This window comes from Thermoactinomyces sp. CICC 10735 (genome assembly GCF_016055175.1).
GTDB classification, from domain to species: domain Bacteria; phylum Bacillota; class Bacilli; order Thermoactinomycetales; family Thermoactinomycetaceae; genus Thermoactinomyces; species Thermoactinomyces vulgaris.
This window is the reverse complement of the sequence record NZ_JAECVT010000004.1, coordinates 1-26,486: the sequence shown is the minus strand read 5'-3', so window position 1 is coordinate 26,486 and position 26,486 is coordinate 1. Positions and strand designations below refer to the sequence as shown.

Below are 26,486 nucleotides of genomic sequence, written 5' to 3'. Positions count from 1 at the left end.
ATTTGCCATAAAATGAAATATTTCGTGATGGAAAAAGAAGCAAAAATTGACGCATTTTTTATTTTACCCGGATAAGGCGAAAATTGCAAACAATTGTTCGTTTGCGAAGAAAGGGGAATGAAGATGCCGGATCATGACGTGATTTATCAAGAACAAGCTTCCATGTATGACCGGTTGATTTCCAAACAAAAAAGCGTGATCCCTTTTCTTGAAAAAATCCATTCAGGAAAAGGAGCCGATATTGTGGACATAGAGGCCGGGACCGGAAGGCTGACCGTGCCGCTGGCAAAAGTTGCCCGCAGTATCGTGGCCTTGGATGAATCAGCCGGGATGCTGGCTGTGACGGCAGAAAAGCTGAAAGCGGAGGGCCTAGATCATTGGCAGGTGCAGGTGGCCGATCATCGCCGCCTTCCGATGGAAGATGACCAAGCCGATTTGGTGGTGGCCGGATGGAGCATCTGTTATCTGGCCAGTTCCAATCATCCGACATGGAGAAAAAATTTAAGCCAAATCATCGGGGAGATCCGGCGTGTCTTGAAACCGGGGGGGGGACCGTCGTCATTTTTGAAACGATGGGAACCGCCACGGAAGAACCGGATCCTCCGGATTTTTTACGCCGGTATTACCGGGCTCTGGAAGAAGAATACGGTTTTTCCCATTCGGTCAACCGCACTGATTACACATTCCGGGATCTGGACGAAGCGGAAGAATTGACACGCTTTTTCTTTGGCGGTGAAGTGGCGGACAAAGTGAGAAAAAACGGCTGGGTGCAAGTGCCCGAATGGGCGGGCGTATGGTGGCGGTCATGGTGAGCCGGTGATACGGAATCAAGGGTTTCGTGATAAAATAAACATAGTCTGTTCATGAAGGGATGAGTTGCATGGAAATGATCGACGCAGATCTGTTAAACAGGATCCGCAGCCAAAAACCCTTGATTCACAATATCACCAACGTGGTGGTGACGGCATTTACAGCTAACGGGTTGCTTGCATTGGGAGCGTCCCCTGTCATGGCTTATGCCAAGGAAGAGGTGGCTGACATGGCCAAGCTCTCGCAAGCGCTCGTTTTAAATATCGGCACGCTTCAAACCGACGTGGTGGAAGCCATGATCATTGCCGGCAAATCAGCCAACCGGCACGGGGTTCCGGTCATCTTTGACCCCGTTGGCGTGGGCAGCACCCCCTACCGGCTGGAAATGGCGCAAAAAATTTTGTCGGAAGTAAACGTTTCGGTGATCCGGGGAAACGCCGGGGAGATTTCCGGATTGACCGGTCAGACCGGATTGACCAAAGGCGTGGATGCGCAGGAGGAAGAAACCGCCGGTTTGGTGGAAAATGCAGCCGCATGTGCAAAATCCTTCAAAGCGGTGGTGGCAATGACCGGCAAGGAAGATCTCATCACGGACGGATCCACTCATTATTTGGTGCAAAACGGCCATCCTTTATTGATGAAAGTAACCGGCACGGGTTGCCTGCTTTCTTCTGTATTGGGAGCCTTTACCGCAGTGGGGGCAAACCATTTACAGGCCGTCGTCACCGGTGTCGCCGCCTATGGGGTGGCAGGCGAATTGGCGGCTGAAGAAACAGGAGAAAAGGGCCCCGGATCTTTCCAAACGGCCTTTTTGGATCAACTGCATTGGGTTACTGACAAAGATTTGCAATCAATGGCCCGGGTGCAAAAGGTCAATCCGTAGCAGAACACACCCTGCAACAGTCTCCGTCCGGAGATGAACCACCAATGGAAAGGATGTCCGTTTATGTTATTAAGTGTTTTGGACCAATCCCCGATCCCTGAGGGGAAAAATGCCGTGGAAGCTTTGGCGGATACGACCCGGTTTGCCCAAGAAACCGAAAAAATGGGTTATCATCGCTTTTGGGTGTCCGAACACCACTTTACCCAAAGCTTGGCCGGATCGAGCCCGGAAGTTTTGATCAGCCATTTGGCGGCCAAAACTTCCCGCATGCGGATCGGTTCCGGAGGCGTGATGCTTCCGCACTACAGCCCGTATAAAGTGGCAGAAAATTTCAAGGTGTTGGAGGCACTTTATCCCAACCGGATTGACTTGGGGGTGGGAAGAGCACCGGGTGGCATGCCGCTGGCGACCCGCGCCCTGCAGGAAGGCAAGGAAACGTTGGGACATGACACATATCCGGAGCAATTGAAAGACCTGATCATTTATCTGTATGATTTGGCGGAGGAAAATGAAAAGTTCCCCGGCCTGTTGGCCACCCCGCAAATCGAAACGGCTCCGGAACTGTGGTTGTTGGGCTCCAGCGGGGGCAGTGCGTCGCTGGCTGCCGAATACGGGGCAGGTTATTCGTTTGCCCAGTTTATCAACGGAGCCGGCGGGGAAGAAGTGACCCGCTATTACCGCGAGCATTTCCGACCTTCCCGGATCAACCAAAAACCGCGGACAATGGTCTCCATTTTTGCGGTGTGCGGCGAAACGGAGGAAGAAGCGGAAAAGCTGGCGAGCTCGCTCGATTTGTCCCTGCTTTTGATCGAAAAAGGAGAAGCCCGGGGCGGGATTCCTTCCGTGGAAACGGCGTTAAATTATCCCTATGACGCGTTTGACCGGTTCCGCATCAAAGAAAACCGCAAACGGGTGGTTGTTGGCGATCCCGCTCATGTCAAGGAAAAAATTCTCCGGCTGAGCGAAGCGTATCAAGCCGATGAGGTGATGCTGGTTTCCATCATGCATGACTTTGAAGCCAAGCTGAAATCTTACCGGTTGATCGCCGAAGCGTTTGGCATGATCTGAAAACAGAAGGCAGGGCACTCACCGCCCTGCCTGTTATTTTGTTTCTTCGATGACACCGCAAGCGATCCGGTCCCCGGCATTTCCGGCAGGATCCGACTTCAGGTCATCGGCTTTTTCATGAATCACCAGGGCGGTTCCCCCGCTTTTCAGCAGCGAATGGGATGCTTCCGGATTCAGCGTCACGCCGTCCACAGTCAAGGTGACATCCACTTTTCCGTCCGGATTCACGGTGATGTTGTCCAAATCCCCGGCATGGGCTCCTTCCGGGTTTTCTTTTCCGTGTTTTTTGCCTTTCGGATTAAAATGTCCGCCGGCCGATTCGAAATCCGGCGCTTCGCATTGGCCGGTTTCATGGATATGGAAGCCATGTTCGCCGGGAGCCAGGTGATTTGCCGTGAGATGAATTCGCACGCCGTTTTCATCTTCCGTGATTCTCGCTTGTCCCACGGAATGTCCCCCACTGTCGGTCAGATTGGCCACTGCTTTGCGCAGAGGGGTTCCTTCCGGTGTTTTTTCTTCCGTTGCATGAGGATCCCCGGGAGCCGTGGCATCTTCGCTCGGGGTACATCCCAAGCTTCCCGCCATCAGCAACACAAAAATGGAAAAAAGAGAATAGAAGCGCATGGGTGCATTCCTCCTGAAAGCTGAATTTCCCTCATTATTTAAACAATTTATATATTTGTCAAGGATTTCCGGGAAAGAAAGGGAAGGGGACTCGTTTGGATCGGATATTTTTATATAATAGAACTGAAAGGAGGATAAGTGGTGAAAACAGCGGATTTATGCGATCATTATTCGTCACTGGGTGTGTGCGAAAACATTTTTTTGAATTTTGGAAAGAAAAAGCGGTTTAACGGCCCGATTCATACGGTGAAAGTGTTTGAAGACAATGTGCTGGTCAAAGAAGCTTTACAAACTGTTCCCTCCGGCGCCGTGTTGGTCGTCGACGGCGGAGGTTCCAACCGCTGTGCATTGATGGGGGACCGGCTGGCAACGATCGCCGTGGAACGGAATCTGGCCGGCGTCATCATCAACGGTTGCATTCGCGATTCAGCCGAAATCAATGAAATGGATCTCGGCGTGCGGGCCCTAGGCACCTGCCCCGTCAAAAGCAAGAAAGAAGGAAAAGGCAAGCGGGACATCACCGTCTCCTTCGCCGGCGTTCACTGGAAACCAGGCTGGTATGCTTACGCCGATGAAGATGGCATTGTGCTCTCGGACAAGCCATTGACCTTGGACTGAAAAATGGTCGTCGACCCCCGGCGGAAAAGAAATCCCGGGGGTCAAATGATACGGAATATTCCTTCAATATTCTCAAGGTGATTGAAAAAACTTAATATGTCTTCCTTGTCATTTCAGAAGGATTGACCGCAAAAAACAAAGGATCCGGTTGCCTTGGGGCTTCCTTTCAGTTTTTGATTGCGGAAAAATGGTCTCAGAGGAGGGAGAAATCATGCAAGGGAAACGATCCGATCGTCTTTGGCTGGGAATTTGCGCTGTCATCATTATCTTTTCAGGTGTTTTGAAAGCAATGAACAACGGGATGGATGCTCTTTTGCCCTTGTCATTGGGGGTGTCTGTTGTTCTTTATGTATTTTCTAATCTGGATATCAGAAAGAATGATGAAAGAACTCAGTTGATCAAAGGCAAGAGTGGATTTTTGGCTTATGCAATCGGTCTGATCAGTGTCGGGGTTGTGTATGCTTCTTCAAGAGCGAATCTTATTGATACCGAATCCGGTGTTTTGATTGCATTGTCCATTTTTATGATTTCTTATCCCTTGTGTTTGTTTGTGTACAGCCGCTTGAATGAATGAGTGGCAAAGATACCTCTGGTTCAATTCTGAAATCCATCGGCTTTTCTTTTCCTGTGTTCTTTAAATTCAAACAGTTTGACGAAAATGTAGACCAGCAAAGCGGAGATCGTTGAGTAATAAAAAGGAAGAAAATTCGGGCTGTCCTCCATTTGCAAATTTACTTTAAACATCCATTGGTCAGCAATAAAACCGAAGAAGAGATATGACAGCAATGCGATTCCATGTTTCCACGGGTTCTGAACTGAATGCAAAAGCCGGTCGGTTACATAAGAGACTGCCAGTCCGTAAGTAAAGATTCCGCAACCGCCATATATAAAAGAGAAAACGAACATTGTTTCAACCGTCGAACTGTCTAAAGCAGGATCATCGATGATACCGAGAAACATATAATATATGGCAAATAACAAAGTGGCAAAAAATAATGCCAACAACCTTTTTCCGAAACTGATCATGGGAATCTCCTTTGTATTTTATACAAAAATTATATTAAAAATATATAATATTAACAATATAAATGAAAAGGCTCTTCCTGATCTTGGACGTGAAAAGGAGGAAGAAGAAGATTATGCCGACGATCCCGGAAGTGTTTCAGCGCGTAAATCGTGAAAAGTTTATACGCAAGGAGGACGGGAGCCTGATCCCGCAGATTTCATCTGATGGCGCGATCCGTGGCAGTCTTGAATTATTGGATGTCCAAAAAGGACAGCGGGTGCTGGAGATCGGTACGGGTTCCGCGTACAGCACGGCATTGATCGCCTTACTTGCCGGGCCCGACGGCAAGGTTGTCTCTTTGGATATTGAGCCGAAACTCACCCGACGTGCACGCCGGATGTTTGAAGACCAAAATTTGCATCAGGTGCAATTTGAAACCCGGGACGGGCGCAACGGTTGGGAAGCGGGTTCCCCATATGACCGGATTGTGGCTTGGACAACCCCGGATCTTCTTCCTGAAGCGTGGAAACATCAATTGAAAGAAGGCGGTTGGGTGGTAACGCCATTTAAAGTGCTTCCAATTGCGGACACCAATGTTGTGGTTCGACTGATCAAAAGAAACGGGAAACTGAAAGGGGAAAATGTCATTCCGGGTTCGTACATTGCCATGACGGAAAGAACACCGGAAGAGTTTTTCGGACCTTGGATTCATGCCCATTGGTCGGGAGAAGGAGAGAATCCGTGGTGGGTCAGTTCCTCTTGGATGGAAAGACCGGTTGATTCTGACTGGGTCTGTCAATTCCTCTATCTCAATCCAACAACTCCTCCTTTTCCGGAAGTTGGCGACGAGCTTCGGGCATTCTTGCTGGCAGTAAATCCCGATGGTCTGACAACGGCAGAGCGATCGGATGGAAGCTATATCGGATACAGCAGTCCGGAAGGATTTGCATTGCTTTCCCTCCGGGATTCTCAATGGATCACAACGGACGAAAGGCATGCACATGTTCTAATCCGTTGGAGGGAATCGTGGAACCGACAAAAACGTCCATCTTACAGCCGGATCAAAGCCTGGGTGGTTGGGAAACGAGTCCGGGTTGAACTGAAAAAGGAACCGGAACCAAAGGAAATTTAGGCTATTCAATTTTGCCGTTCTTGTGCTTCTGAACGTGTAAACCAAACATTAATACTGTTTTTTCCATGGAGTCATAAAGCCTTATGATCTAACAAAAATAATTGATGTCATAACTATATTCGGAATTTAGTAAAGAGAGGGAATTTAACAATGTTAATTACATTAAAAGATGATTTGCCAAACAGTAAGCAATTTTTTGACCTGTACCAAACGACGGGATGGAAACATCCATTTACTAAAGAGCGTTTATTTCAGGCAATATCAAACAGCTGGTATTCTGTTTCAGCTTACAAAGAAGACGAGCTGGTCGGATTTGGAAGAGTGATATCTGATGGAGTTTATCAAGCCCTGATCTGCGACTTGATTGTAAGTTCAAAATATCAAGGAAAAGGGATCGGAACCCGTATTCTATGCAGGCTTTTAGATCAGTGTAAAGAAAATGACATCCTTTTGGTGATGCTATTTAGTGCCAAAGGAAAGTTCAGCTATTATGAAAGATTTGGTTTTGTTCAACACAGTCCTGACGCACCAGGAATGATATGGGATAAAACAAAATATGTCTGATACGTCTCCGTATAAACACCAAACCAAGAATATCGGGCTACTTGTTCACCCAGAGGTGAGCAAAGCAACCAGTAAGATTTTCAAAGAGTTTTCTCATGGGAAATTTCCGTCTGCTGTAGTGAACCAGACGATTCGGGAAGTCAAGTCAAAAAAGAAAAAGCAAAACGCGAAATCATTCAAAAAGCTATGGTGTTGCTTCAACAATCAGAACCTCAAGATGGAAAAGGTTGGAGACTTCTATACGGTTTCCTTTCCAACTTTGGAAAAGCGGATCGGTGTACCCGTTGTAGCCCGTCCTTATCAGCAAGCATGGTTAGAGAGAATCCTAAACGGAACCGTCAAACAGGGTGCCAGCGAGCTATACAGGAAAAAAGGAATGGTATATCGCCATTCCAATCACTTTTGAAGTAGCACAACGGAAACTAAAGTCATGGGAGTTGATCTGGGACTGAGATACATAGCTGTCGCCAGTGTTGGAACAAAATCATTATTCTTCAAAGGAAATCAAGTTGCTTTTGTTCGTAGACTTTTTGCGGCTAGACGAAGAAAGCTAGGTAAACTGAAAAAACTTTCCGCCATCAAAAAATCAAAAGATAAAGAGTCTCGTTGGATGAAAGATCAGAACCATAAAATCAGCCGTCAAATCGTAGATTTCGTATTTACCAACGGTGTTGGTATCATTCGAATGGAAGATTTGACGGAGATTTGAAATCGGGCAAAGTCTAAAAAAGAAGCTGGTAGAAACCTTCATTCATGGGCTTTCTATCAGCTACAGAAAATGATTAAGTACAAAGCAGAAATGGTAGGTATCTGCTTTGAATTAGTTAAACCGGACTACACCAGTCAAACTTGTAAATGTGGTCATCGTGAAAAAGCGAATCGAATTGGCATCCAGTTCAGATGCAAAAAGTGTGGTTATACCTGCCATGCTGATCTGAATGGAGCAATTAATATAGCTAAAGCCCATTCTGGGTTAGTAGCCTAGCGTACTGGTAACAGGTACGCCGCCCATGTGGGTACACTCTAACCACATGGGACGGGGTGATGACACACCCCTGAACTTGGGCGTTGTCCAAAACGGAAATGGACTACGGACGCTAACGACCCAAGAATCCCACGGCTTCAGCCGTGTGGAGTGTCAATATGGGAGAATCATTTGTTGGACTTGGACGAAAACGGTATATTGATATAGAAAAACCCCCTGGATGGGCCGGTTGTTTGGGGAAAGGGCATTGATTTGAGAAAATGGAAGATTTGCAGAATCGGGGTTTGGTCATACAATCCGCTTCCGGACATCAAGCCGGTTGGCGGTTTTTTTGTTTGGCGGGAAAGGAACGCGGCGGGAGGGCTTTTTGTCTGTTTCTGTGGTATTCTGTTTAGGATAGAGAAGATGAAATGGAAAACAGAATATGAATTCAGAAGAGGTTGATGAAGATGAAAGTGGTATTGGCGACGTTAAATGCAAAGTACATTCATACATCTTTGGCGTTGCGGTATTTAAAAGCGTACAGCGGCCGGGAATTTGATGTGGAGATCGCGGAGTATACGATCAAGGATCCGGCGATGAATGTGGTTTCGGATCTGTTTCAACGCCGGCCGGATGTGATCGGTTTTTCATGTTACATATGGAATATTGAAGAGACCATCCCGATTTTGGATATGATAAAAAAGATCATGCCTCAGACAAAGATTGTGCTGGGCGGTCCGGAAGTGTCGTATGACACCCGTGAATGGATGGACCGGTTGCCGCAAGTGGATTTTATTGTGATGGGGGAAGGGGAAGCGACGTTTCATCACTTGCTGAAGGAGATCAGCGCAGAAGAGCGGTATGATCAGGTGTTGGGCGTGGCTTACCGCCAAGGGGAAGAAGTGATTCTCAATCCGCCGCGGCCCAAGTTGGACTTGAATGAGATCCCGACTCCGCACCGGTTTCCGGAAGATCTGCCCGATTTGTCCAAACGGGTGATTTATTTCGAGACGAGCCGGGGATGTCCGTTCAATTGCCAGTTTTGTTTGTCCAGCATTGAAGTGGGGGTCCGGTATTTTGATATCGAGCGGACGAAGGCGGACCTTATGTACTTGATTGAAAACGGGGCGAAGCTGATCAAATTTGTCGACCGGACGTTTAATATCAAGCGGGATTATGCGCTGGAGATTTTCCAGTTTCTCATTGACCATCACCAAGGGTGTGTGTTCCAGTTCGAGATCACGGCAGATATCATGCGGCCGGAAGTGTTGCAATTTTTGACGGAAAATGCGCCTCCGGGGATTTTCCGCTTTGAAATCGGGGTTCAATCGACGAACGACCCGACCAACTTGGCGGTGAAACGGAGACAAAACTTCTCCAAACTGTCGCGCACGGTGAACATGATCAAAGAAAGCGGCAAGATTGCCCAGCACCTGGATTTGATCGCCGGATTGCCCCATGAAGATTATGACACGTTTAAAAAGACATTTAATGATGTATTTGCCCTGCGGCCGGAAGAATTGCAACTGGGCTTTTTGAAAATGTTGAGGGGAACGGGACTTCGCATCCAGGCTGATCAGTATGAGTATGTTTACATGGAGCGGGCACCTTATGAGATCTTGGGCAACAAGGACCTTTCCTTTGCCGACATTGTCCGCATCAAGCGCGTGGAGGATGTGTTGGAAAAGTATTGGAATGCGCATCGCATGGACCACACCTTGAACTATTTGATTGAGCACGAGTTTCCTTCTGCCTTTGACTTTTTCCAGGAGTTTGGCGACTACTGGGAGGAGCAGGGATGGCAACGAATCGGGCATCAGTTGGAAGATCTCTTTTTGCGTCTGGTTTCCTTTCTGAAAAGCAGGGGCACTTCACAGCCGGATGTGATTTTGGGGTTGATGAAGTATGACTATTATCTCAATCATCGTCACCGTCCGCGCAAAGTGTGGTGGGACTGGACGCTGAGCAAGGAGGAACAAGCCGCTTATTTGAAAATGGCGCTGAAATCACCGGAGAAAGTCTCGGGAGATTTCGGGGAGCAACCGGTGAGCGAAAGGCAGTTGTTCAAGCATGCGGTGATCGAGTCGGTGCCGTTTGATTTGAAAAGATACCTTAAGACCGGCGAATTCCTCTTGAAAAAACAGTTGATGATCGCTTATTATGAACCGGGTAAACCGGTGAAGATTTATACCATGGATCCAGACAATGACTAAGCCCTTTCTCCTCTTTGGAGAAGAGGGTTTATTTTTATCAGGAAAATCGAAGAATAGGATATCTTCCGGAGAAAGATGATGTTATACTAGATGGCTGTGAATATCAGAAAACAGAAAGTGAAAGTGATGCGAAATGGTTTTGCGAATGGTGATTATTGTCCTTTCTTCCATCTTGATTGCCTTTGCATGGAATGTGTTTTTGTTGCCGCATAAGATTTTAAGCAGCGGCGTTTCCGGGATCGCCATGATTATCAGTTTGTTGACGCCGATCAACACCGGGGTCATCAACTTTGCTTTGAACCTTCCTTTGCTTCTGCTCGGATACATGAAGCTGGGAAAAAAGTTTATCACCAATACGATTCTTTCGGTGGTCGTCACTTCGGTGGCTTTGTGGTTGATTCCTGTTGAACCGATTTCCAGCGACCCGATCTTGTCCTCGCTGTTCGGGGGTGTGCTCGCCGGCATCGGCACCGGATTTATCTTTCGTTCATCCGGTTCCACCGGGGGATTGGATATCATTGTCTTTTTGCTGACCCGAAAAAAAGAGATTTCTTTGGGGACGCTCACCTTTACCATGAATGCGGTGATCGTGTTTGTTTCAGGGTTTCTGTTTGACTGGGACACGGCTCTTTACACCATGTTGTCCATTTTTGCCACCGGTAAAGTGATTGACATGATTCATACCAAACATTTGAAAGTCACCTTGATGATTATCACTAGCAAAGGTGAGGAAATCCGGAAAAGCCTGATTTCCAGATTGGTGCGGGGAATCACGATTGTCGACGGGGAGGGAGCCTACACCCGGGAAAAACGGAAAGTCTTGTTCATGATTATTTCCCGCTACCAACTGGCGGAAGTGAAAAGGGTGATTATGGAAAACGATCCCAAAGCGTTTGTCAATATCATGGAAACCGTGGAAGTGATGGGATATTTCCACCGGGATTTCAATGAAGAAAATGGTTAAAAAACGTTGAACTTTGCATGAAGCCAGTAAGACTTGCGTTAAACTATAGTTGGAATTGCCTGTGAGGAAAGGATTGCGTTATGAAGTCGAAGTCTCGGGTGCAGAAACGAAAGAACGAACATATCGAAATCGTGCTGAATGAAAATGTGACCAGCCGGCAAGTGACCACCGGATTGGAACATTACCGCTTTGTTCATCAGGCGTTGCCGGAGCTGGATTTTCGTGAAATTGATCTTTCCTGTACCTTTTTGGGGAAACCTTTGAAGGCCCCGCTTTTCATCAGTTCGATGACCGGCGGGACCGAAGAAACGGGGGAGATTAACCGCATGTTGGCCATTGCGGCCCAGGAGTGCGGGTGGGCGATGGCGCTGGGATCAATGCGTGTGATTCTGGATCGGCCGCCGGTGGAACACACCTTTCAAGTCCGGCGCCATGCCCCGGATATTCCGGTGATTGCCAATATCGGAGCCGTGCAATTGAATCACGGGGTCGGGGAAGAAGAATGTTACCGTTTTGTGGAGACAGCGGAAGCCGATGCGCTGGTTTTGCACTTGAATTCGATGCAAGAAGTGTTTCAGCCGGAGGGGGACGTCAATTTCAAAGGCATCCTCCGGAAAATTGAAAAGCTGTGCCGGCGCGTTTCATTTCCCATCGGTGTCAAGGAAGTGGGTTGGGGAATCAACGGCGAATTGGTCAAAACCCTGTTTGATTGCGGTGTACAGTTTGTGGATGTGGCCGGAGCGGGAGGCACTTCGTGGAGTCAGGTGGAAAAACACCGGACCACCCCCTTGTTGAAAAATGCGGCGCAAGCTTTTGAAAATTGGGGAATTCCGACGGCGGAATGTGTGATCGAAGCGCGGAGTGCGGCTCCTTCCGGAACGATCCTTGCCAGCGGCGGATTGAAAAACGGGGTGGATGCCGCGAAGGCGATCGCGTTGGGAGCAGATCTGGCCGGATTTGGACGTTCGCTTTTGCCCTATGCGGCCGATAACCGGCAGGATATGTTGATCGACCGGCTCCGGCAGGTGATGATGGAAATGAAAATCGCCATGTTTGGAGCAGGCATCGGTTCCGTTAAGGAACTTTCCCGGACCGACCGGCTGGTATTTCATGCATGGCAGTGATCGCGGTGTAATCGCTTCCGTTCAGGTTGACAACGGGCCGGTGGTTAATATTTAATAAAATTAAATATTAACTTTCCTAACCAATGGGAATGAGATGGAAAGCGGGGAGACGGATGACATTTGATCATGAGAACATTATTACCAACATTCAAATGAAACAATATGCCATTACCCGGAGAATCGGACAGCATATCACCACGGCGTTATCCGAAATCGGTTTGACCCGGGCGCAGTTTCATATATTGAATTATATCGGATCGAGCGACCGATGCCGGGCGACCGACATTGCAAACATGATGGAGGTCAAGCCCAGTGCGGTGACGTTGATGATAGACCGTTTGGAAGCCCACCAGTGGGTAAGGCGCTCCCAGGATGCTTTTGACCGTCGTGTGGTTGTCATTGAACTGACGGAAGAAGGAAAAAATATATTGTCCAAAGCGAAAAAAATCAGTGAAGAAGTGGTGAAACATTATTTGTCCAATTTGTCCCAAGACGATTTGATCCGCTTGTTGGAAATTTATGAAAAACTGGAGAGAATTGTAAACGACGAAAAACGGGCGGAATAAATTTTTTCGGAAAATGTTGAAGGGTCTATCACTGCAAAAAGAAGCCAAAATGCCAGTAAAAAAAGAGAAAAATCCCCCTTAAAAAAGATCAGAAATGGAGGGCGGATTTGTCAAATGGCGAAAGTTGTGTATTCAATACAATTCAAGGATATTGATAAAAAGGATGATCTTTATGCAGCTACCCGGCTGGTTGCAAAGCTGGAAATGGGATCAGCGTTGGCAGGAAACGGGATTTGAGTTTTTGGATGAAGCTGCTTTTTTGGATGAGCTGGCACAGTTCATGGATCGGGAAGCTGATTTGATCGTTTTTGCCGAAGCAAAGGATCTGAGTATTCCCCGCGGTATTGTGCTTGCCTATCAACCTTTGGTGGAACATCAAATTTTTGCAATCTTTCAAGGATGTGTTTCACATCCGTTGGCCATTCCGGCCGATTTGGATGAAGTCCGTCGCTTTTCAGATTATTATTTGTCGCCGGGTTGGCAAATGGAGCAAATGCGCTTGCCTCATCACACGATCCCGCGAGTTTGGAGAGGAACCAGCCAGCGGCAGTTGACACCGCTGACGGAGGAGCGTTTGAAATGGTCTTCTTTTTACATAGGCGTCGGCCATTACGAACATGAAATGGTTAACTTGGAAAACAGCGCGGCGTTCAATCCTTTTTTGCGCACCGACCGGATGGTGACGGCCACTGCGGACGGAGGGCAGTGGTCGCAATGGTACACGAATTACTCCGGTTCCATTTTCTCCTTGTACCGCATCCCGATGGAGGATCAATGGGGCATTTTTTATCTGTTTGTCCACTACAGGCCGTGCCCATACCTGGAAGGGAAGAGGCAAACCTTAAATAAACTGGCGTCAGAGGAGAAACCTGCCGGAAAATTGCCGGTGGATGCTCCCTTTGATGTGGTTCTGGCCTTGGATCAATTCCCTTTTTATCAGCTCTTTACCATAGAAGAGTTAAAAGAAGAGGCATTAAACGGCAATTATGAATGGTTTATTCATTTGCTCGGATATTTGGATTGTCCCTTGGTCAAACGGGAAATCGGGGATCTGGAGCAAGTGTTTGCCGATTTTGCCGATTGCCGCCACGAAAAAATCCGGCGTGAAGTGACGACGCTGGCGCACCTTCACGGTTGGCGAAATTTATTGAATCAATTGCAGGAAAACGATTAAGCAAAATCCCTCCTTCAAACAGGAGGGATTTTTTTGTTTCTGAAGAAGTGTATTTTAATTTAATCATGTTTCAAAAAGGCCGGCACGTCAAAACAGGTGGTCAGGATGGAATGGTTGACGTATTTGGTGTCTTTTTCGAAGCGGTCCACATACACTTGATCATAATTTTTGGAGCCCAGGGTGAAGCTCCAGAAGCCGCCCGGATAGGTGGGAACCGTTGCCGTGTATACTTTGACGGCCGGATACAGATCGCGGATGTGGCGGATGGTTTGGTTCATGACGGATCGGTGAAACAGCGGGGACTGGCTTTGGCACACCATTAATCCGTCTTCTTTTAAAGCCCGGTGGATGTTTTCATAGAAGCTTTTTTCAAAAAGCGCTCTGGCAGGGCCCACGGGATCGGAGGAGTCCACGATGATCACATCGTAGTGATCCCGAATGTTTTCCACATGTTTGATCCCGTCATTAAAAATAAAGTTCACCCGGGGATCGGAAAGATTTCCGGAAACCGCCGGCAGGTATTTTTTGCAGGCGTCGACCACCAGCTCGTCAATTTCCACCATGTCGATTTCTTTGACATTCTCATATTTGCATACTTCCCGGGCGGCTCCGCAGTCCCCGCCCCCGATGATCAGCACGCGCTCGGGATTCGGGTGGATGGAAAGCGGGATGTGGGTGATCATTTCATTGTAGATGTGGCCGTCCAGGGAAGTGGTTTGCACCACGCCGTCCAAAACGAGCATGCGGCCGAAATCATATGAATCCAAAATCATGACATGTTGAAAAGGGGATTTTTCCGAAAACACCACTTCTTTGATCCGGTAACTCACCTTCATGTTTTCCCGTTCATCTTCGATCAGCCATAAATCCCCGTTTTTTTCTTGCAGAAATTCAGGTGTTTGGTTCAACCGTCCAACCTCCTTCATATATGTTACCGAGACACCATTTTATCAGATGTGTCACCGTTTTGCAGTTTTTTGTTTACTGGATTTGGTTTGTCAAGGTGTATAATTTTATATATACTTTCTTGATAAGGGTATGATGAAAGTTTGAAATAAAGGAGAGGCTTATGGAAAAGAAAAAGCCGGTCTCTTACGAGCGATTTGCTGAAATCGAATTTTTATTGCGGGAAATCAGTGTGATTGTCAAAAGAAAAGGAAGGGAAATCCTGGACCGGTTTCCGGTGACCCCTCCCCAGTTTTCCGCTTTGTTGTTGCTTCAGGAAAACGGGGATTTAACCATCGGGGAATTGAGTCAAAAAATGTTTTTGGCTTGCAGTACGATGACCGATTTGATTGACCGGATGGAGAAAAACGAAGTGGTGGAACGGATAAGGGATGAACGTGACCGGCGCGTGGTGCGGATCCGTTTATTGGATAAAGGGCGGAAAATCATCGATGAAGTTTTGGCAGCCCGTCGGCAGTATTTGTCCGACATTCTCTCGCATTTGTCATCTGAAGAGACGGAGCAAATCCAAAAACATTTATCCGTTTTGTATCATGAAATGAAAAAAGATTGAGGTTTTCCTCCATTCATGCACCGAATGGAGGTTTTTGTTGCCTGTGTTCCAATTCTTGGGGAAACCAATATGATATCATATCCGGTTGAGACAGAGGGATAGGAGTTGGATTTTTGTATGATGCAGCAAACCAGAGACCGGGCGATCGGCATCCTTGATTCCGGGGTCGGCGGGTTGACCGTTGCCCGTGAAGTGATGCGGCAGTTGCCCCGGGAGACCATTTATTATGTGGGGGATACCAAACGCTGTCCGTATGGCCCCCGCAGCAAAGAAGAAGTCCGGAAATTCACCATGGGCATTGTCCGGTTTTTGATGAATCATCCGATCAAAGCGATTTTGATCGCGTGCAATACCGCAACCGCCGCAGCGCTGGATTTGGTGAGAGAACAGGTGGACATTCCGGTCCTGGGAGTGATTGATCCCGGAGCGCGGGCGGCCATTAAAGCGACGAAAAACAAAACGATTGGCGTGATCGGCACGCAGGGAACGATTCAAAGCGGGGCTTATGAACAGGCTCTCCGCAAAATCCATCCCGACTTGACCATTCACAGTCTGGCCTGTCCGGCCTTTGTGCCGCTGGTGGAAAGCGGGTATCGCCATACCGCTTTGGCCGATGACATAGTTGCCGACACGTTGTCCCCGCTCCGGAACACTTCCATGGACACCTTGATTCTCGGATGCACGCATTATCCCCTTTTGGCGGATTCCATCCGAAAAGCGGTGAGCGAATCGGTGTCCATCATCAGCTCGGCGGAAGAAACCGCGGTGGAGTTAAGCACGATTTTGCAGCACCAACAATTGCTTTCGGATCAGCATTCGCCCAAACACCGCTTCTTTACGACGGGGTCGACGGAAAGCTTTTCGAAGATTGCCGAAGACTGGTTTGGTTTTCCGGTCAAGGTGGAACAGGTGGAGCTTTATTTCCCTTCGGTGGGATAAAATTTTGTTCCGGAAAGTGCTAAATTCCCCCCATGCCCGTATACATGTAATAAATGACTTGTCCTTGGGGGGAGATTGTTCATGGATCAAAGATTCATACGCTCAGCCGTTTTTCTATTATTCATTCCTTTGCTGGTGACCGGATGCATGTTCGGACCGGGAAAAGAATCCACCAAGCCCATTGACCCGCCCCCGGCCAATGCCAATTTGGACAACGCGACGCCGGTGGGGGCCGGCCAAGAAAAAAAGGATGACAAACAGGAAAAGACGACCGGGGTCGAACTTTATTTCAAAACGAATAACGGCCACGTCGCTCCTTATACCTTGAATCTTCCGGCTTCCACAGGGATTGCCAAAGAAGTGTTAAAGTTCATGGTGAAGGAAGGACCGGGAGCGTCCATGCTGCCGGAAGGGATGACTCCGATTCTGCCCAAAGGAACGCAGGTGAAGGCGTTAAATATTTCAGACGGGGTTGCAACCATTGACTTTTCAAAAGAATTTTTGAACTACAAAGAGGATGAAGAAGAGGATTTGTTAAGTGCCGTGACTTGGACGTTGACGGGTTTTCCCACCATTGACCAGGTGAATATCTGGGTCGATGGGAAACCGCTTGCGGTCATGCCGAAGAAAAAGACACCGGCTCAAGGTTTGACCCGCAAAGACGGGATCAATCTGGAGGTGGCCGAAGGAACGGACCTGACGCGGAGCATGCCGGTCATCCTGTATTTCATGGGGCAATTGCCCAATAACGAAATTTACTATGTGCCGGTGACCCGGATGGTCAATTCATCGGACCAAATCGGCGAAACGGTGATGAATGAGCTGATCAAAGGGCCGCAATACGATTCCGGTTTGAGTGCGGCGCTGGACAACACCCTGGCGGTGAATAAAGTTCAGGTCAAAGGCAAGGTGGTGTCGGCGGATCTGGGAGAGCAACTGTTACAGTACGGAAAGAACAGCGCTTCCAAAGACGCCATCCAAACGATCGTGTTGTCCTTGACGGAAAACACCGATGCGGATAAAGTGCAATTGACCGTGAACGGAAAACAAAGCGTTGCCGTGGAAGGGGAAGGAACCGTCAGCCAGCCCGTGGCCCGGCCGGTCTTTGTCAATCCAAATAAATCCTGATGCAGGTGCAAAAGGAATGAGTCAAATTTCATTCCTTTTTTCTTTTCTCATTCGGAATTTGGGATAAGGGTATGCTATACTAAAGGAACTTGGCACAGGAGGGAAGCATCATTGAGAACCGATGGACGCGCAAATCATGAACTAAGAAAAGTGGAAATGCAGCGAGGCTTTATCAAGACGGCGGAAGGTTCCGTTTACATAACTGTGGGGGATACCCGGGTCATTTGCACGGCGACGGTGGAAGAAAGAGTCCCCCCTTTTTTGAGAAATTCCGGTAAAGGGTGGATTACCGCGGAGTATTCGATGTTGCCGAGAGCAACCCATCAACGGACCGTTCGCGAATCCAGCCGGGGGAAAGTCAGCGGCCGGACGATGGAAATCCAGCGCCTGATTGGAAGGGCGCTCCGTTCCGTTGTGGATTTATCCGCCATCGGTGAAAGAACCCTGTGGATCGACTGCGACGTGATCCAGGCGGACGGCGGAACCCGTACCGCGGCGATTACCGGAGCGTTTGTAGCCATGGTGGATGCACTGGCTCCCATGGTGAAAAACGGTGTTTTAAAAGAGATGCCGGTCAAAGACTTTTTGGCTGCGACCAGTGTGGGGATCGTCGGGGAAGAAGTGCTCTTGGATCTTTGTTATGAAGAAGACTCCTCCGCCATTGTGGATATGAATATAGTCATGACGGGTCTCGGCAAATATGTGGAAATCCAGGGAACCGGCGAAGAATCTCCTTTTTCGGGCGACCAGCTTTTCCAACTCTTAGAGCTGGCCAAAAAAGGAACGTCTGAATTGATTCGCATGCAAAAAGAAATCTTGGGCAGCGACGCCGAACTGGTGGGGGAAACCGTTTCGGAGGAAAGTTCTTCGGCAACCAAATAATCAAAACGGGCCCATGAGCTTTTTTATTGTTCATGGGCTTTCCCATGAACCACTGAGAGGGAAAGGAAGAGAAAAATGAAAAGAAACTGGCCTTTTCCGTATATCATCATTGCGACGGGAAACCGAAACAAACTGGAACAATTCCGGGAACTGTTTTTGGAGCATTTGAACCTGGATGTCAAAGGGTTGAAAGACTTTCAAGATTTGCCCGGCATTGTGGAGGATCAGGATACTTTTGAAGGCAATGCCGTCAAAAAAGCGGAAACAATTTCCCGGCATTTGAATGCCCCGGTGGTTTCAGATGATTCCGGGCTGGTGGTTCCGGCGCTAAACGGGGAGCCTGGCGTTTATTCGGCCCGCTATGCGGGAGAAAATGCCACAGATGAAGAGAACAACCGGAAATTGCTGAAGCAAATGGAATCCATCCCGCAAGAGAAACGCCAGGCTTACTACGTTTGCGTCATGGCGCTGGCCGTGCCCGGTGAACCGACCAAAACCGTGGAAGGAACGTGCCACGGGGAGATCACCCGGGAGCCGAGAGGCGATCAAGGTTTCGGCTATGATCCGCTTTTTTATGTGCCTTCGCTTCACAAAACAATGGCGGAGCTGAGCAATCAAGAAAAATTCGCCATCAGTCACCGCGGGAAAGCCACTCGTCTGTTGATCGAAGAGATGAAGAACATGTATCATTTTTCATAAGGGGAGGAATGATGATGAAAGTGTTGATCATCAGCGATTCACACGGCCGGGCGAAACGGTTGAATGAAATCGTGGACCGGGTGAAAGCCGATCATGTGATCCATTGCGGAGATTTTTGCACCGGCCGATCGGAACTTCCCTCTGTGCCGTTGACTGTGGTGAGAGGCAATTGCGATTGGGAAGAAGTTTCCGAGGAAGAGGTCTTTGAAGCGGATTCCCTTCGCTTTTTTGTCACGCACGGCCACCGGTACCGGGTGAAAGAATCTTTGCTTCCCGTCAAATACCGGGCGCAGGAGGCGGGAGCGCAAATTGCTTGTTTCGGCCACTCCCATTTCCCGGTGTGTGAAGAAGAAGACGGCGTCTTGCTGATCAATCCCGGAAGCATCACGCAACCCCGGGGCTTTACTGTGCCGACCTATGCTGTTTTGGAGAAAAAAGACGGGAAGATCAAAGTGGTATTCTACCAAACCGATGGAACTCCGATTACCGAGCGAGGATTTGAAGGGGAATTGTCGTAACGATAATTCCTTTTCCTTTTGCCTGTTTTTTTCGCTGAAATAAAAAAAGTGGTTGACGGAAAGAATAATCTGTTGTAAAATATTTTGTGTCGTCACAGCGAATTAGAAAAATGTCCCAGTAGCTCAGCTGGATAGAGCAGCGGCCTTCTAAGCCGTCGGTCGGGAGTTCGAATCTCTCCTGGGACGCCAAAATGATCAAGGGAATACGTTTGCCCCTTCCCTATATGGACGGGGCAAACGTTTTTTTGTGTCTGTGAAGGGGAACCTGCCAACACGAAGCACAGACTTCTCCACTGTGATGAAAAACGGGCCCGGCTGACATTTCCAGGTTTTTAATATCCGGTATTGAATGGGTTATAATAAAAATATAAAGGAAATTATTAATTTTATTCACAATGCCGATCCGAGACCCGCCACAAACGGAAGGAGGCTTGAAAGATGGCACCCCTTTGCCTTCGCTGTGGTGAACAAACATTGGGAAAGTCCCGGGACGGCTACGTGTATTGCAGCAACTGCGGATACGAAGAATACGACGGATGCGGGGAAGACGACGGTTGAACGGTTGGCGCCCGTCACGGGCGTTTTTTTATGCAGGAATCATAGCGGCTATAACGAATAAAATACCCGCACAATTGTAAGCGGGGGAGCGATGAACTTGCGTGCGGTGGATGCGTTCTTATAAGGGTACAAACCGGCCTTCTTGGAAATTCCCCTTGAAAGATGGAAAACGGGACACATGGAGTATTTGCTGGACAATTACCCGTATGGTCGGGGATAAAGATTATGATTTGACCTTTTTACTTGTTCTTTCAAAACGAGCTGATCTAATCTTTATTCCACGCAGAAGTGAAACGCAGCGGAACGCTATCCGCGAAAGAAGCCGACCGGATTTTGGGGACGATTTTGGGTTTCCCGCCGAAAGCCGTGGATTTTTACGTACGGATGATGGAAGCAGAGAGAAAAGGAAACATTGAAGAATATCGGTGGATGAGAGGACGGAAAATCGGGTTGATTTATTGCGGATGCAGCTTTGTCACTGATATAGAAGACTTCGAAATCAATGCACTCTGGTTGCTGGACAAATATCCGTATGAAGAAGCGAAAGAAGATGGAATGTACATACGGTTGGATGGAGAGAGAATACGGGTGCCAACCGAAAGCTGCCGCCAATTGGCGGAGTTTCACGAATCCATACGGAAAAAACGCGGTGCGGTGCTGGTATAACTGCCTTTTCAGGCTGTTATTTTTTTGTGTGCATGCAAAGCAAAGCCTGGCTGTTGTCAGCCGGATTCAGATGGTCTGTGCGTAAAACAGCGTTGTTTGCCGAATCATCTTTACAAAATGTGCGTTTTGTAACCTTTTATGCACATAAAAAACGAAAAGAAGCGCCGAAAAGAGCGAATCATTTTTGTTAGAGAGGTTTTTCGACGATCAAAGCGGAGGGAAGTGGCGCTGTCGTGTATCTTGCAAAGTGTGGTCTTGAACCGGAATGGCCGGTTCTGTGGCCGGAAACGGGAAAAGGGGGTGGCATGTGGTGAACCGCATTATGGTGATCGGGGTTTCATCCGGAGTTGGGAAATCGACGTTTGCGCGGAAATTAGGGCAAATCTTAAAGATCCGTGTTTATCATTTGGATGCTTTCTATTGAAAACCGGGCTGGGTGGAGTCTTCCCCGGAGGAGTTCGTCGCAGCTCAGCAAGAAATTGTGAACCAATGCCAATGGATTGTGGAAGGGAATTACAGTCGTACGTTTGAGATCCGGGCAGAACATGCGGATACAATAATCTATTTGGAACTGCCCCGATATCTGTGCCTGTTGCGTGTGATCAGGCGCTTTTTGGTGAACATGGGGAAAGCGCGGCGTATGGGAGAAGGGTGTCCGGAAAGATGGAATAAGGATTTCATAAAGTATGTATTTACCACTTATGATTCCCGCCGGAGAAAAATGATGGAGCGATTAGAAGCTTTTCAAAAATCCGGTGCTGGCAAAACGGTTGTCATCTTAAAGAGCAAACAAGCAATGCATCGTTTTCTGGAAAATATCAAAAGGCAGGAAGAGAGAAATAAGTAAGAAAAAATTGCACGGGAAATCCGAACTGAAAAAAGGGACAAAGAAAGGTCAAACAGTTATTTTAACAAAACAGTGTAAACAGCTTGCTATTCAGATTTCTGCAGAACCTCTGATCCAAATTTGAAAGCTTAGAGATGCACATTATGAAATGCAGAAAAGCAAGGTGCCTGCTGATAAGCAATCAATTGATCAGATAGAAAAAAATTTTGGGATTCAACTCCCTTCCGATTTCCGACAAATTGCAATTATTTCTCATGGAACCCAACCAAGTCCTGATACGATTGACTTTGGAGATCTAAAAAATCATCTTCTTCAAACCAAACAGAAAAACGAACCTCACGAATCGTTTTATTCAAAATTTCTCACTCTGTTAAAGTGGGATGTCAGTAAACGTCGTTTAAAAATATCTCTTGATGATTGTATCATCAGCAATGAAAGAAAGACAAAAGAGGACTATGAGATATTTCTTTACAACAAAAGATGGATTATCCTGGGGATGGTATATATATTCATAATCCTTTGAATATCATCCGGATTGGATCGAGGGGTCGTTATGAAATGGTATGATCATGTTAGTGAAGATGCAAAGGCGGCTTTTTATTTATCTTTAACAGAAAAAGTATTGGATAAAATCAGTCATTATGAATGGTTTCCTCATGTAAAAGAAACCATGAACATGTGTTGGGATTGGATTGAGGAAAAAGGATGGAGTGGACATGATCTTTATGAAAGGCTTGATGATGAAGAATCAGAAACAGGGTTATTTTCAATTCACATAAATGAAGTCGATGCTGGTTTAGATGACGATGAAGATGAACTTGCGTTTTTCTGTGTAATCGATGCAGTGGCCTACACGGTTTGGCAAGCCTGTAAGTATGAAGAGAAAGGCTATGTTCCGCAAGCAATTGAAGTTGTAAATGATGAATTTACAGACGGCGAATTTATGAGAAAAATTTGCCAGATTCATGATTACCAAGAAAAATGGGCTGAGCGGTTAAAACAATACCTGATAAAAAACCACCCGGCAGGCAGTGACAAGAAGATCCAAAGAGAAGAATTGTTGAGCTTGATTGCGTAAAAATCGGTTTCATGGATTTCTTTGAAAGCCCGCCCGGTCAAAAGGTGCGGGTTTTGTTTTTGTTAAAGGTGAAAGAAAAGTAACGTGTTTCCATAGGTTATCATTGAATGATTCGATTTCATTTTTTGGAGGTGATCAGAGCAATGAGCGACTTTTCTTTTTTGAAAAAATATGTCCTTCCATCCGTAAACGTTCAAGCACCACCAGAGTATAAACATGTATTTTATCCTCTGGATATATGTGAAGTGGAAGAAGCGGAACATAGACTCAATCGAACGTTTCCAAAAGAGTTAAGGGAATTTTATTTGCAAATTGGATATGGCTTTATGTGTATTCATCAGAAGACTTTTGATAACCGTATCATGGATTCCGATTCCCTTGCAGATTTGATCTTGGGTGAAGACATTTGGGAAGATTATGATCTGATGGAAGAGATCGGAGAACCGCATTTATTCCCGTTTTTTTTCTTGGGTAATGATGACTTGATTTTTTTCGATTTGAGTCAAGAGACAAGAGAAGGAATTCATCCGGCTGACTATGGAAGGGTGATCATTGCGGAATCCCTTGAAGATTTTTTACGTAAGTTAGATGCTAAAGAAAATTATTATATCAATGTTGTTGATGATAAATCGGGTTTTTGAAAGATTTTCCCCCATTATAAAAAATATAGTGGCACCTGATTGAACGATAGAATATCAAATGCTGAAAAGTTGATTCCGATTTTGCGGCCGATATTATGGAACAATGTAACGAACTTGGGAGGCAATAGAGTGTGGAGTGGTACAAAAAGGTAAATATGGATGCGAGAGCGGCTTATTTTTTAGCTTTATCTGAGAAAGTTTTAGATAAATTAACTAAATTTGATTGGTTTCCGGCAATAAGAAAGTCCATGGATTTGTGTTGGAAATGGATCGAGGAAAAAAAGTTAAGTGGACTCGACATGTATTTGGAGATAGACGATGAAGACGAGGGATTGTTTGTTGTCACGACTTTAACAGATCCGTTTTCAGGAAATTCTCAAGCAGAGTCAGCTTTTTGGTGTGTTCTGGATGCCGTATCATACACCATAAAACAAGCATATATCCTTGCTGGTGAGCAAAATGAAGTTCCGCAACCTATTGAACCGGTCAATGATGAAAATACGCCAAATGAATTTATGGAAGAAATAAAAAAAGTAAACAGCTACCAAGAAGAGTGGGCTGAGCGTTTAAAGGAATACCTGCTGAAACATTATCCGTCAGGCAGTGACAAGAAGATCCAAAGAGAAGAGTTGTTGAACTTGATTACATAAAAAGTTGTTTGGAAGTCCGTTTCCGTTGAAACAGGAGCGGGCTTTGGTTTTGTAAAAGATGGCAGCAGGGGTAACATGTTTCAATGGGTTATCTAATGATGCGGTGAAATCATTGATCTCATATCTTGAAAGGTGATCAGAGCAATGAGCGACTTTTCTTTTTTGAAAAAATATGTCCTTCCATCCGAAAAGGTTCAAGCACCACCAGAGTATAAACATAAATTTTATCCTCTTGATATAAGTGAAGTGGAAGAAGCGGAAAAAAGACTCAATTGAATGTTCCCAAAAGAGTTAAGGGAATTTTATTTGCAGATTGGTTACGGCTTTATGTGGACAATCAAAGATCGGATGTCCATCAATCGGATTATGGATCCGGGTTCCGTGGCGGATCTGCTTTTGGGTATAAATGTCTATGAAGATTATTATCTGTCAGATGAATTCGCAGAGGAATCACACTTATTTCCTTTTTTTGAGGTTGGCGATGATATCATGATTTCCTTGGATTTGAGTCTGGAAACAGATAACAGAAATCACTCCGTAGATTATACAGGTCTGAAGGTTGCAAATTCATTGGAAGAGTTTTTAAGAAAGTTAGATGCCGAACAAGATTATTATGTACGATTTACTTATAAGAGGTTGAGGATTAATTCTATTCCGTTATTTATGGAGCGCGGGATTTTTGAGGAATTACTTGGAGGAAGATTTATGCAATGGTATATGAATATTAATAGTGAGGCTGGAGTGGCATATTTACTCTGTTTAACTGAAAAAATCATTAATCAGGTAGCTGAAGGGAAAAAAGATGTAAGAAAGGCAATCAGCATGTGCTGGGGATGGGTGGAAGAAAAAAAGCATCATGCCGATGATATTTATGAAGTTTTTGTAAATGATGAAGCTCAGGGAGTCGCCATGTATTATGAGTTTGCAGAAGATCCTCAGCAAGAGGTGATTTGGTTATGTTTTAATTATGCGATGGAATATACGATTTGGCAGGCTTATGAATATGAAAATGCGATAGCTGTTCCACAACCAATTGAAACCGTTGATGATGAAATAATTGATGAATTTACAAAAGAGATAGCAAAAGTAGATGGATATCAAGAAGAATGGGCTGATCGTTTAAAGGAATACCTGCTGAAACATTATCCGTCAGGCAGTGACAAGAAGATCAAAAGAGAAGAGTTGTTGAACTTGATTGCATAAAAAGTTGTTTGGAAGTCCGTTTCCGTTGAAACAGGAGCGGACCATGGTTTTGTAAAAGATGGCAACAGGGATACCATGTTTTTATGGGTCATAACTAAATGATGCGGTGAAATTATGTCTGATCTCATATTTTGAAAGGTGATCAGAACAATGTGTGATTTCTCTTTTTTGAAAAAATATGTCCTTCCATCCGAAAAGGTTCAAGCACCACCAGAGTATAAACATAAATTTTATCCTCTTGATAGAAGTGAAGTTGAAGAAGCAGAAAAAAGACTGAATCGAACGTTTCCAAAAGAGTTACGGGAATTTTACTTGCAGATTGGATATGGCTTTATGTGCTTTCATCAGAAGACTTTTGATAACCTGATTATGGGTCCCCATTCATCGCAGATTTGATCTTGGGTGAAGACATTTGGGAAGATTACTATTTAGTGGATGAAATAGCAGAGCAACCACACCGATTCCCCTTTTTTGATGTAGGAAATGATTCCATGATTTTTTTCGAATTGAGTTAAGAGACTAGAGAAGGAATCCATCCCGTTGACTATACAGGTATTATCATTGCGGAATCCCTTGAAGACTTTTTACGAAAATTAGATGCTAAAGAAAATTATTATTTATACGTTGATGACGAATAGGTTCTTGAATAATGTTTCCCTCCATGTGACAACCCCCATGAATCGGAGGTGATAAGAGATGGAATGGTATAAAAAAGTAAATATGGATGCGAAAGCGGCATTTTTATTAACAATGACTGAGAGAGTTCTTGATCCAATAGAAAATTATGATTGGTACGCAATAGTGAGGACTTCGATGGATGCTTGTTGGGAATGGGTGGAAGAGAAGAAGAATCATGGTGATGATCTTTATGAGAATGTGGAGAACGAAGATGAGGAAGGATTGATTTTTATTGAAGGGGTGGCATATGAGAGCGATAAAGTATATAGTCCCCAAGTTAAATTAGTCTGGGCATGTGTATTGGATGCAGTGTGTTATACGTGCTGGCAAGCCTATCAATATGAAAAAGAATATCTGCCGCAATCTCTTGAAGGTGAAAGTGACAGGACGATAGATGAGTTTATGGAAAAAATAGTAAAAACAGTCGGATATCAAGAAGAATGGGCTGATCGTTTAAAGGAATACCTGCTGAAACATTATCCGTCAGGCAGTGACAAGAAGATCAAAAGAGAAGAGTTGTTGAACATAATTTCATAAAAAGTTGTTTGGATGTCCGTTTCCGGTGAGACAGGAGCGGACCATGGTTTTGTAAAAGATGGCAACAGGGATACCATGTTTTTATGGGTCATAACTAAATGATGCGGTGAAATTATGTCTGATCTCATATCTTGAAAGGTGATCAGAACAATGTGTGATTTCTCTTTTTTGAAAAAATATGTCCTTCCATCCGAAAAGGTTCAAGCACCACCAGAGTATAAACATAAATT

31 protein-coding genes, 1 tRNA gene and 1 pseudogene are annotated in these 26,486 nt (G+C 46.0%); 31 read left to right on the top strand and 2 right to left on the bottom strand.

What is annotated here, in order from left to right:
* Positions 1 to 123 precede the first annotated feature (123 nt).
* The 3 genes from I8U23_RS09085 (at position 124) to I8U23_RS09075 (ending at position 2,761) form a co-directional block, all read left to right on the top strand.
* Complete coding sequence (locus tag I8U23_RS09085; protein ID WP_340711964.1) at positions 124 to 714, top strand: class I SAM-dependent methyltransferase; 591 nt, start codon at positions 124 to 126, stop codon at positions 712 to 714.
* 157 nt (positions 715 to 871) lie between these two features.
* Positions 872 to 1,693 (top strand): hydroxyethylthiazole kinase, encoded by an 822-nt coding sequence (gene thiM, locus I8U23_RS09080; RefSeq protein ID WP_082240577.1) that lies wholly within the window; start codon positions 872 to 874, stop codon positions 1,691 to 1,693.
* Positions 1,694 to 1,756: 63 nt separating this feature from the next.
* The gene (locus I8U23_RS09075) at positions 1,757 to 2,761 is read left to right on the top strand and encodes an LLM class flavin-dependent oxidoreductase (protein ID WP_198050931.1); all 1,005 of its coding nucleotides are present in this window, start codon (positions 1,757 to 1,759) and stop codon (positions 2,759 to 2,761) included.
* 33 nt (positions 2,762 to 2,794) lie between these two features.
* Here the strand turns inward: I8U23_RS09075 and I8U23_RS09070 are convergent, their stop codons facing one another.
* Positions 2,795 to 3,385 (bottom strand): superoxide dismutase family protein, encoded by a 591-nt coding sequence (locus I8U23_RS09070; protein WP_198050930.1) that lies wholly within the window; start codon positions 3,383 to 3,385, stop codon positions 2,795 to 2,797.
* A 141-nt stretch (positions 3,386 to 3,526) separates the two neighbouring features.
* On the opposite strand from I8U23_RS09070, the gene rraA reads away from it, so the two are divergent.
* From rraA to I8U23_RS09015, 11 genes and pseudogenes are all read left to right on the top strand, one after another.
* Entirely contained in the window at positions 3,527 to 4,003 is a 477-nt protein-coding gene (rraA, locus tag I8U23_RS09065) for a ribonuclease E activity regulator RraA (protein ID WP_037993650.1), read from the top strand.
* A gap of 211 nt (positions 4,004 to 4,214) precedes the next feature.
* Positions 4,215 to 4,577, top strand: a complete 363-nt coding sequence (locus tag I8U23_RS09060) for a DUF2178 domain-containing protein (RefSeq protein WP_198050929.1) — start codon at positions 4,215 to 4,217, stop codon at positions 4,575 to 4,577.
* A 393-nt stretch (positions 4,578 to 4,970) separates the two neighbouring features.
* On the top strand, positions 4,971 to 5,183 hold the full coding sequence (locus tag I8U23_RS09055; RefSeq protein ID WP_165489699.1) for a hypothetical protein: 213 nt from the start codon (positions 4,971 to 4,973) through the stop codon (positions 5,181 to 5,183).
* Positions 5,143 to 6,141: a protein-L-isoaspartate O-methyltransferase family protein gene (locus tag I8U23_RS09050; RefSeq protein WP_198050928.1), complete on the top strand. Its 999-nt coding sequence runs from the start codon at positions 5,143 to 5,145 to the stop codon at positions 6,139 to 6,141. Before I8U23_RS09055 ends, I8U23_RS09050 begins: the two co-directional genes overlap by 41 nt.
* A 150-nt stretch (positions 6,142 to 6,291) precedes the next feature.
* Complete coding sequence (locus tag I8U23_RS09045) at positions 6,292 to 6,705, top strand: GNAT family N-acetyltransferase (RefSeq protein WP_037993642.1); 414 nt, start codon at positions 6,292 to 6,294, stop codon at positions 6,703 to 6,705.
* Positions 6,698 to 7,690, top strand: a pseudogene (locus I8U23_RS09040) (RNA-guided endonuclease TnpB family protein). Before I8U23_RS09045 ends, I8U23_RS09040 begins: the two are co-directional and overlap by 8 nt.
* A 449-nt stretch (positions 7,691 to 8,139) precedes the next feature.
* Positions 8,140 to 9,885, top strand: a complete 1,746-nt coding sequence (locus I8U23_RS09035) for a B12-binding domain-containing radical SAM protein (RefSeq protein WP_198050927.1) — start codon at positions 8,140 to 8,142, stop codon at positions 9,883 to 9,885.
* A 133-nt stretch (positions 9,886 to 10,018) separates the two neighbouring features.
* Positions 10,019 to 10,849: a YitT family protein gene (locus I8U23_RS09030; RefSeq protein WP_037993637.1), complete on the top strand. Its 831-nt coding sequence runs from the start codon at positions 10,019 to 10,021 to the stop codon at positions 10,847 to 10,849.
* Positions 10,850 to 10,929: 80 nt separating this feature from the next.
* Entirely contained in the window at positions 10,930 to 11,973 is a 1,044-nt protein-coding gene (gene fni, locus I8U23_RS09025) for a type 2 isopentenyl-diphosphate Delta-isomerase (protein ID WP_198050926.1), read from the top strand.
* A 113-nt stretch (positions 11,974 to 12,086) separates the two neighbouring features.
* Entirely contained in the window at positions 12,087 to 12,539 is a 453-nt protein-coding gene (locus tag I8U23_RS09020; protein WP_037993632.1) for a MarR family winged helix-turn-helix transcriptional regulator, read from the top strand.
* Positions 12,540 to 12,711: 172 nt separating this feature from the next.
* Positions 12,712 to 13,713: a hypothetical protein gene (locus I8U23_RS09015; RefSeq protein ID WP_198050925.1), complete on the top strand. Its 1,002-nt coding sequence runs from the start codon at positions 12,712 to 12,714 to the stop codon at positions 13,711 to 13,713.
* Positions 13,714 to 13,772: 59 nt separating this feature from the next.
* On the opposite strand, the gene speE is transcribed toward I8U23_RS09015, so the two are convergent.
* Positions 13,773 to 14,639, bottom strand: coding sequence for a polyamine aminopropyltransferase (speE, locus tag I8U23_RS09010; RefSeq protein ID WP_181731866.1), 867 nt, complete (start codon positions 14,637 to 14,639; stop codon positions 13,773 to 13,775).
* Positions 14,640 to 14,782: 143 nt separating this feature from the next.
* Between speE and I8U23_RS09005 the strand changes: the two genes are divergently transcribed.
* The 17 genes from I8U23_RS09005 to I8U23_RS08935 all read left to right on the top strand — a co-directional run bounded on the left by I8U23_RS09005 (position 14,783) and on the right by I8U23_RS08935 (position 26,256).
* Positions 14,783 to 15,232: a MarR family winged helix-turn-helix transcriptional regulator gene (locus tag I8U23_RS09005; protein ID WP_181731865.1), complete on the top strand. Its 450-nt coding sequence runs from the start codon at positions 14,783 to 14,785 to the stop codon at positions 15,230 to 15,232.
* Between the two features lie 117 nt (positions 15,233 to 15,349).
* The gene (gene racE / locus I8U23_RS09000; RefSeq protein ID WP_232335506.1) at positions 15,350 to 16,171 is read left to right on the top strand and encodes a glutamate racemase; all 822 of its coding nucleotides are present in this window, start codon (positions 15,350 to 15,352) and stop codon (positions 16,169 to 16,171) included.
* A gap of 81 nt (positions 16,172 to 16,252) precedes the next feature.
* Positions 16,253 to 17,299, top strand: coding sequence for a GerMN domain-containing protein (locus I8U23_RS08995; RefSeq protein ID WP_198050924.1), 1,047 nt, complete (start codon positions 16,253 to 16,255; stop codon positions 17,297 to 17,299).
* A 111-nt stretch (positions 17,300 to 17,410) separates the two neighbouring features.
* Positions 17,411 to 18,181 carry a ribonuclease PH gene (gene rph / locus I8U23_RS08990; protein ID WP_037993623.1) on the top strand — a complete coding sequence of 257 codons (771 nt, stop codon included), beginning with the start codon at positions 17,411 to 17,413 and terminating at the stop codon, positions 18,179 to 18,181.
* Positions 18,182 to 18,256: 75 nt separating this feature from the next.
* Positions 18,257 to 18,880 carry an XTP/dITP diphosphatase gene (locus tag I8U23_RS08985; RefSeq protein WP_037993622.1) on the top strand — a complete coding sequence of 208 codons (624 nt, stop codon included), beginning with the start codon at positions 18,257 to 18,259 and terminating at the stop codon, positions 18,878 to 18,880.
* 14 nt (positions 18,881 to 18,894) lie between these two features.
* Entirely contained in the window at positions 18,895 to 19,398 is a 504-nt protein-coding gene (locus I8U23_RS08980; protein WP_037993619.1) for a metallophosphoesterase family protein, read from the top strand.
* 112 nt (positions 19,399 to 19,510) lie between these two features.
* Positions 19,511 to 19,587 (top strand) — tRNA-Arg (locus tag I8U23_RS08975).
* Positions 19,588 to 20,244: 657 nt separating this feature from the next.
* Positions 20,245 to 20,622: a hypothetical protein gene (locus tag I8U23_RS08970; protein WP_198050923.1), complete on the top strand. Its 378-nt coding sequence runs from the start codon at positions 20,245 to 20,247 to the stop codon at positions 20,620 to 20,622.
* 436 nt (positions 20,623 to 21,058) lie between these two features.
* A complete protein-coding gene (locus tag I8U23_RS08965) occupies positions 21,059 to 21,469 on the top strand; it encodes a P-loop NTPase family protein (RefSeq protein ID WP_309485135.1) in 411 nt (136 codons plus the stop codon).
* Between the two features lie 148 nt (positions 21,470 to 21,617).
* The gene (locus tag I8U23_RS08960; RefSeq protein ID WP_037993617.1) at positions 21,618 to 21,992 is read left to right on the top strand and encodes an SMI1/KNR4 family protein; all 375 of its coding nucleotides are present in this window, start codon (positions 21,618 to 21,620) and stop codon (positions 21,990 to 21,992) included.
* 30 nt (positions 21,993 to 22,022) lie between these two features.
* A complete protein-coding gene (locus tag I8U23_RS08955) occupies positions 22,023 to 22,547 on the top strand; it encodes an Imm6 family immunity protein (RefSeq protein ID WP_037993615.1) in 525 nt (174 codons plus the stop codon).
* A gap of 143 nt (positions 22,548 to 22,690) precedes the next feature.
* The gene (locus I8U23_RS08950; RefSeq protein WP_037993612.1) at positions 22,691 to 23,188 is read left to right on the top strand and encodes an SMI1/KNR4 family protein; all 498 of its coding nucleotides are present in this window, start codon (positions 22,691 to 22,693) and stop codon (positions 23,186 to 23,188) included.
* Positions 23,189 to 23,319: 131 nt separating this feature from the next.
* The gene (locus I8U23_RS08945; RefSeq protein ID WP_037993611.1) at positions 23,320 to 23,838 is read left to right on the top strand and encodes an Imm6 family immunity protein; all 519 of its coding nucleotides are present in this window, start codon (positions 23,320 to 23,322) and stop codon (positions 23,836 to 23,838) included.
* 144 nt (positions 23,839 to 23,982) lie between these two features.
* Positions 23,983 to 24,114 carry a hypothetical protein gene (locus I8U23_RS13605; protein WP_255347150.1) on the top strand — a complete coding sequence of 44 codons (132 nt, stop codon included), beginning with the start codon at positions 23,983 to 23,985 and terminating at the stop codon, positions 24,112 to 24,114.
* Entirely contained in the window at positions 24,115 to 25,041 is a 927-nt protein-coding gene (locus tag I8U23_RS08940; RefSeq protein ID WP_370526931.1) for an Imm6 family immunity protein, read from the top strand. It abuts the gene before it with no gap.
* A gap of 150 nt (positions 25,042 to 25,191) precedes the next feature.
* Positions 25,192 to 25,437 (top strand): SMI1/KNR4 family protein, encoded by a 246-nt coding sequence (locus I8U23_RS13740; RefSeq protein ID WP_370526930.1) that lies wholly within the window; start codon positions 25,192 to 25,194, stop codon positions 25,435 to 25,437.
* A 300-nt stretch (positions 25,438 to 25,737) separates the two neighbouring features.
* Positions 25,738 to 26,256 (top strand): Imm6 family immunity protein, encoded by a 519-nt coding sequence (locus I8U23_RS08935; RefSeq protein WP_037993606.1) that lies wholly within the window; start codon positions 25,738 to 25,740, stop codon positions 26,254 to 26,256.
* Positions 26,257 to 26,486 lie beyond the last annotated feature (230 nt).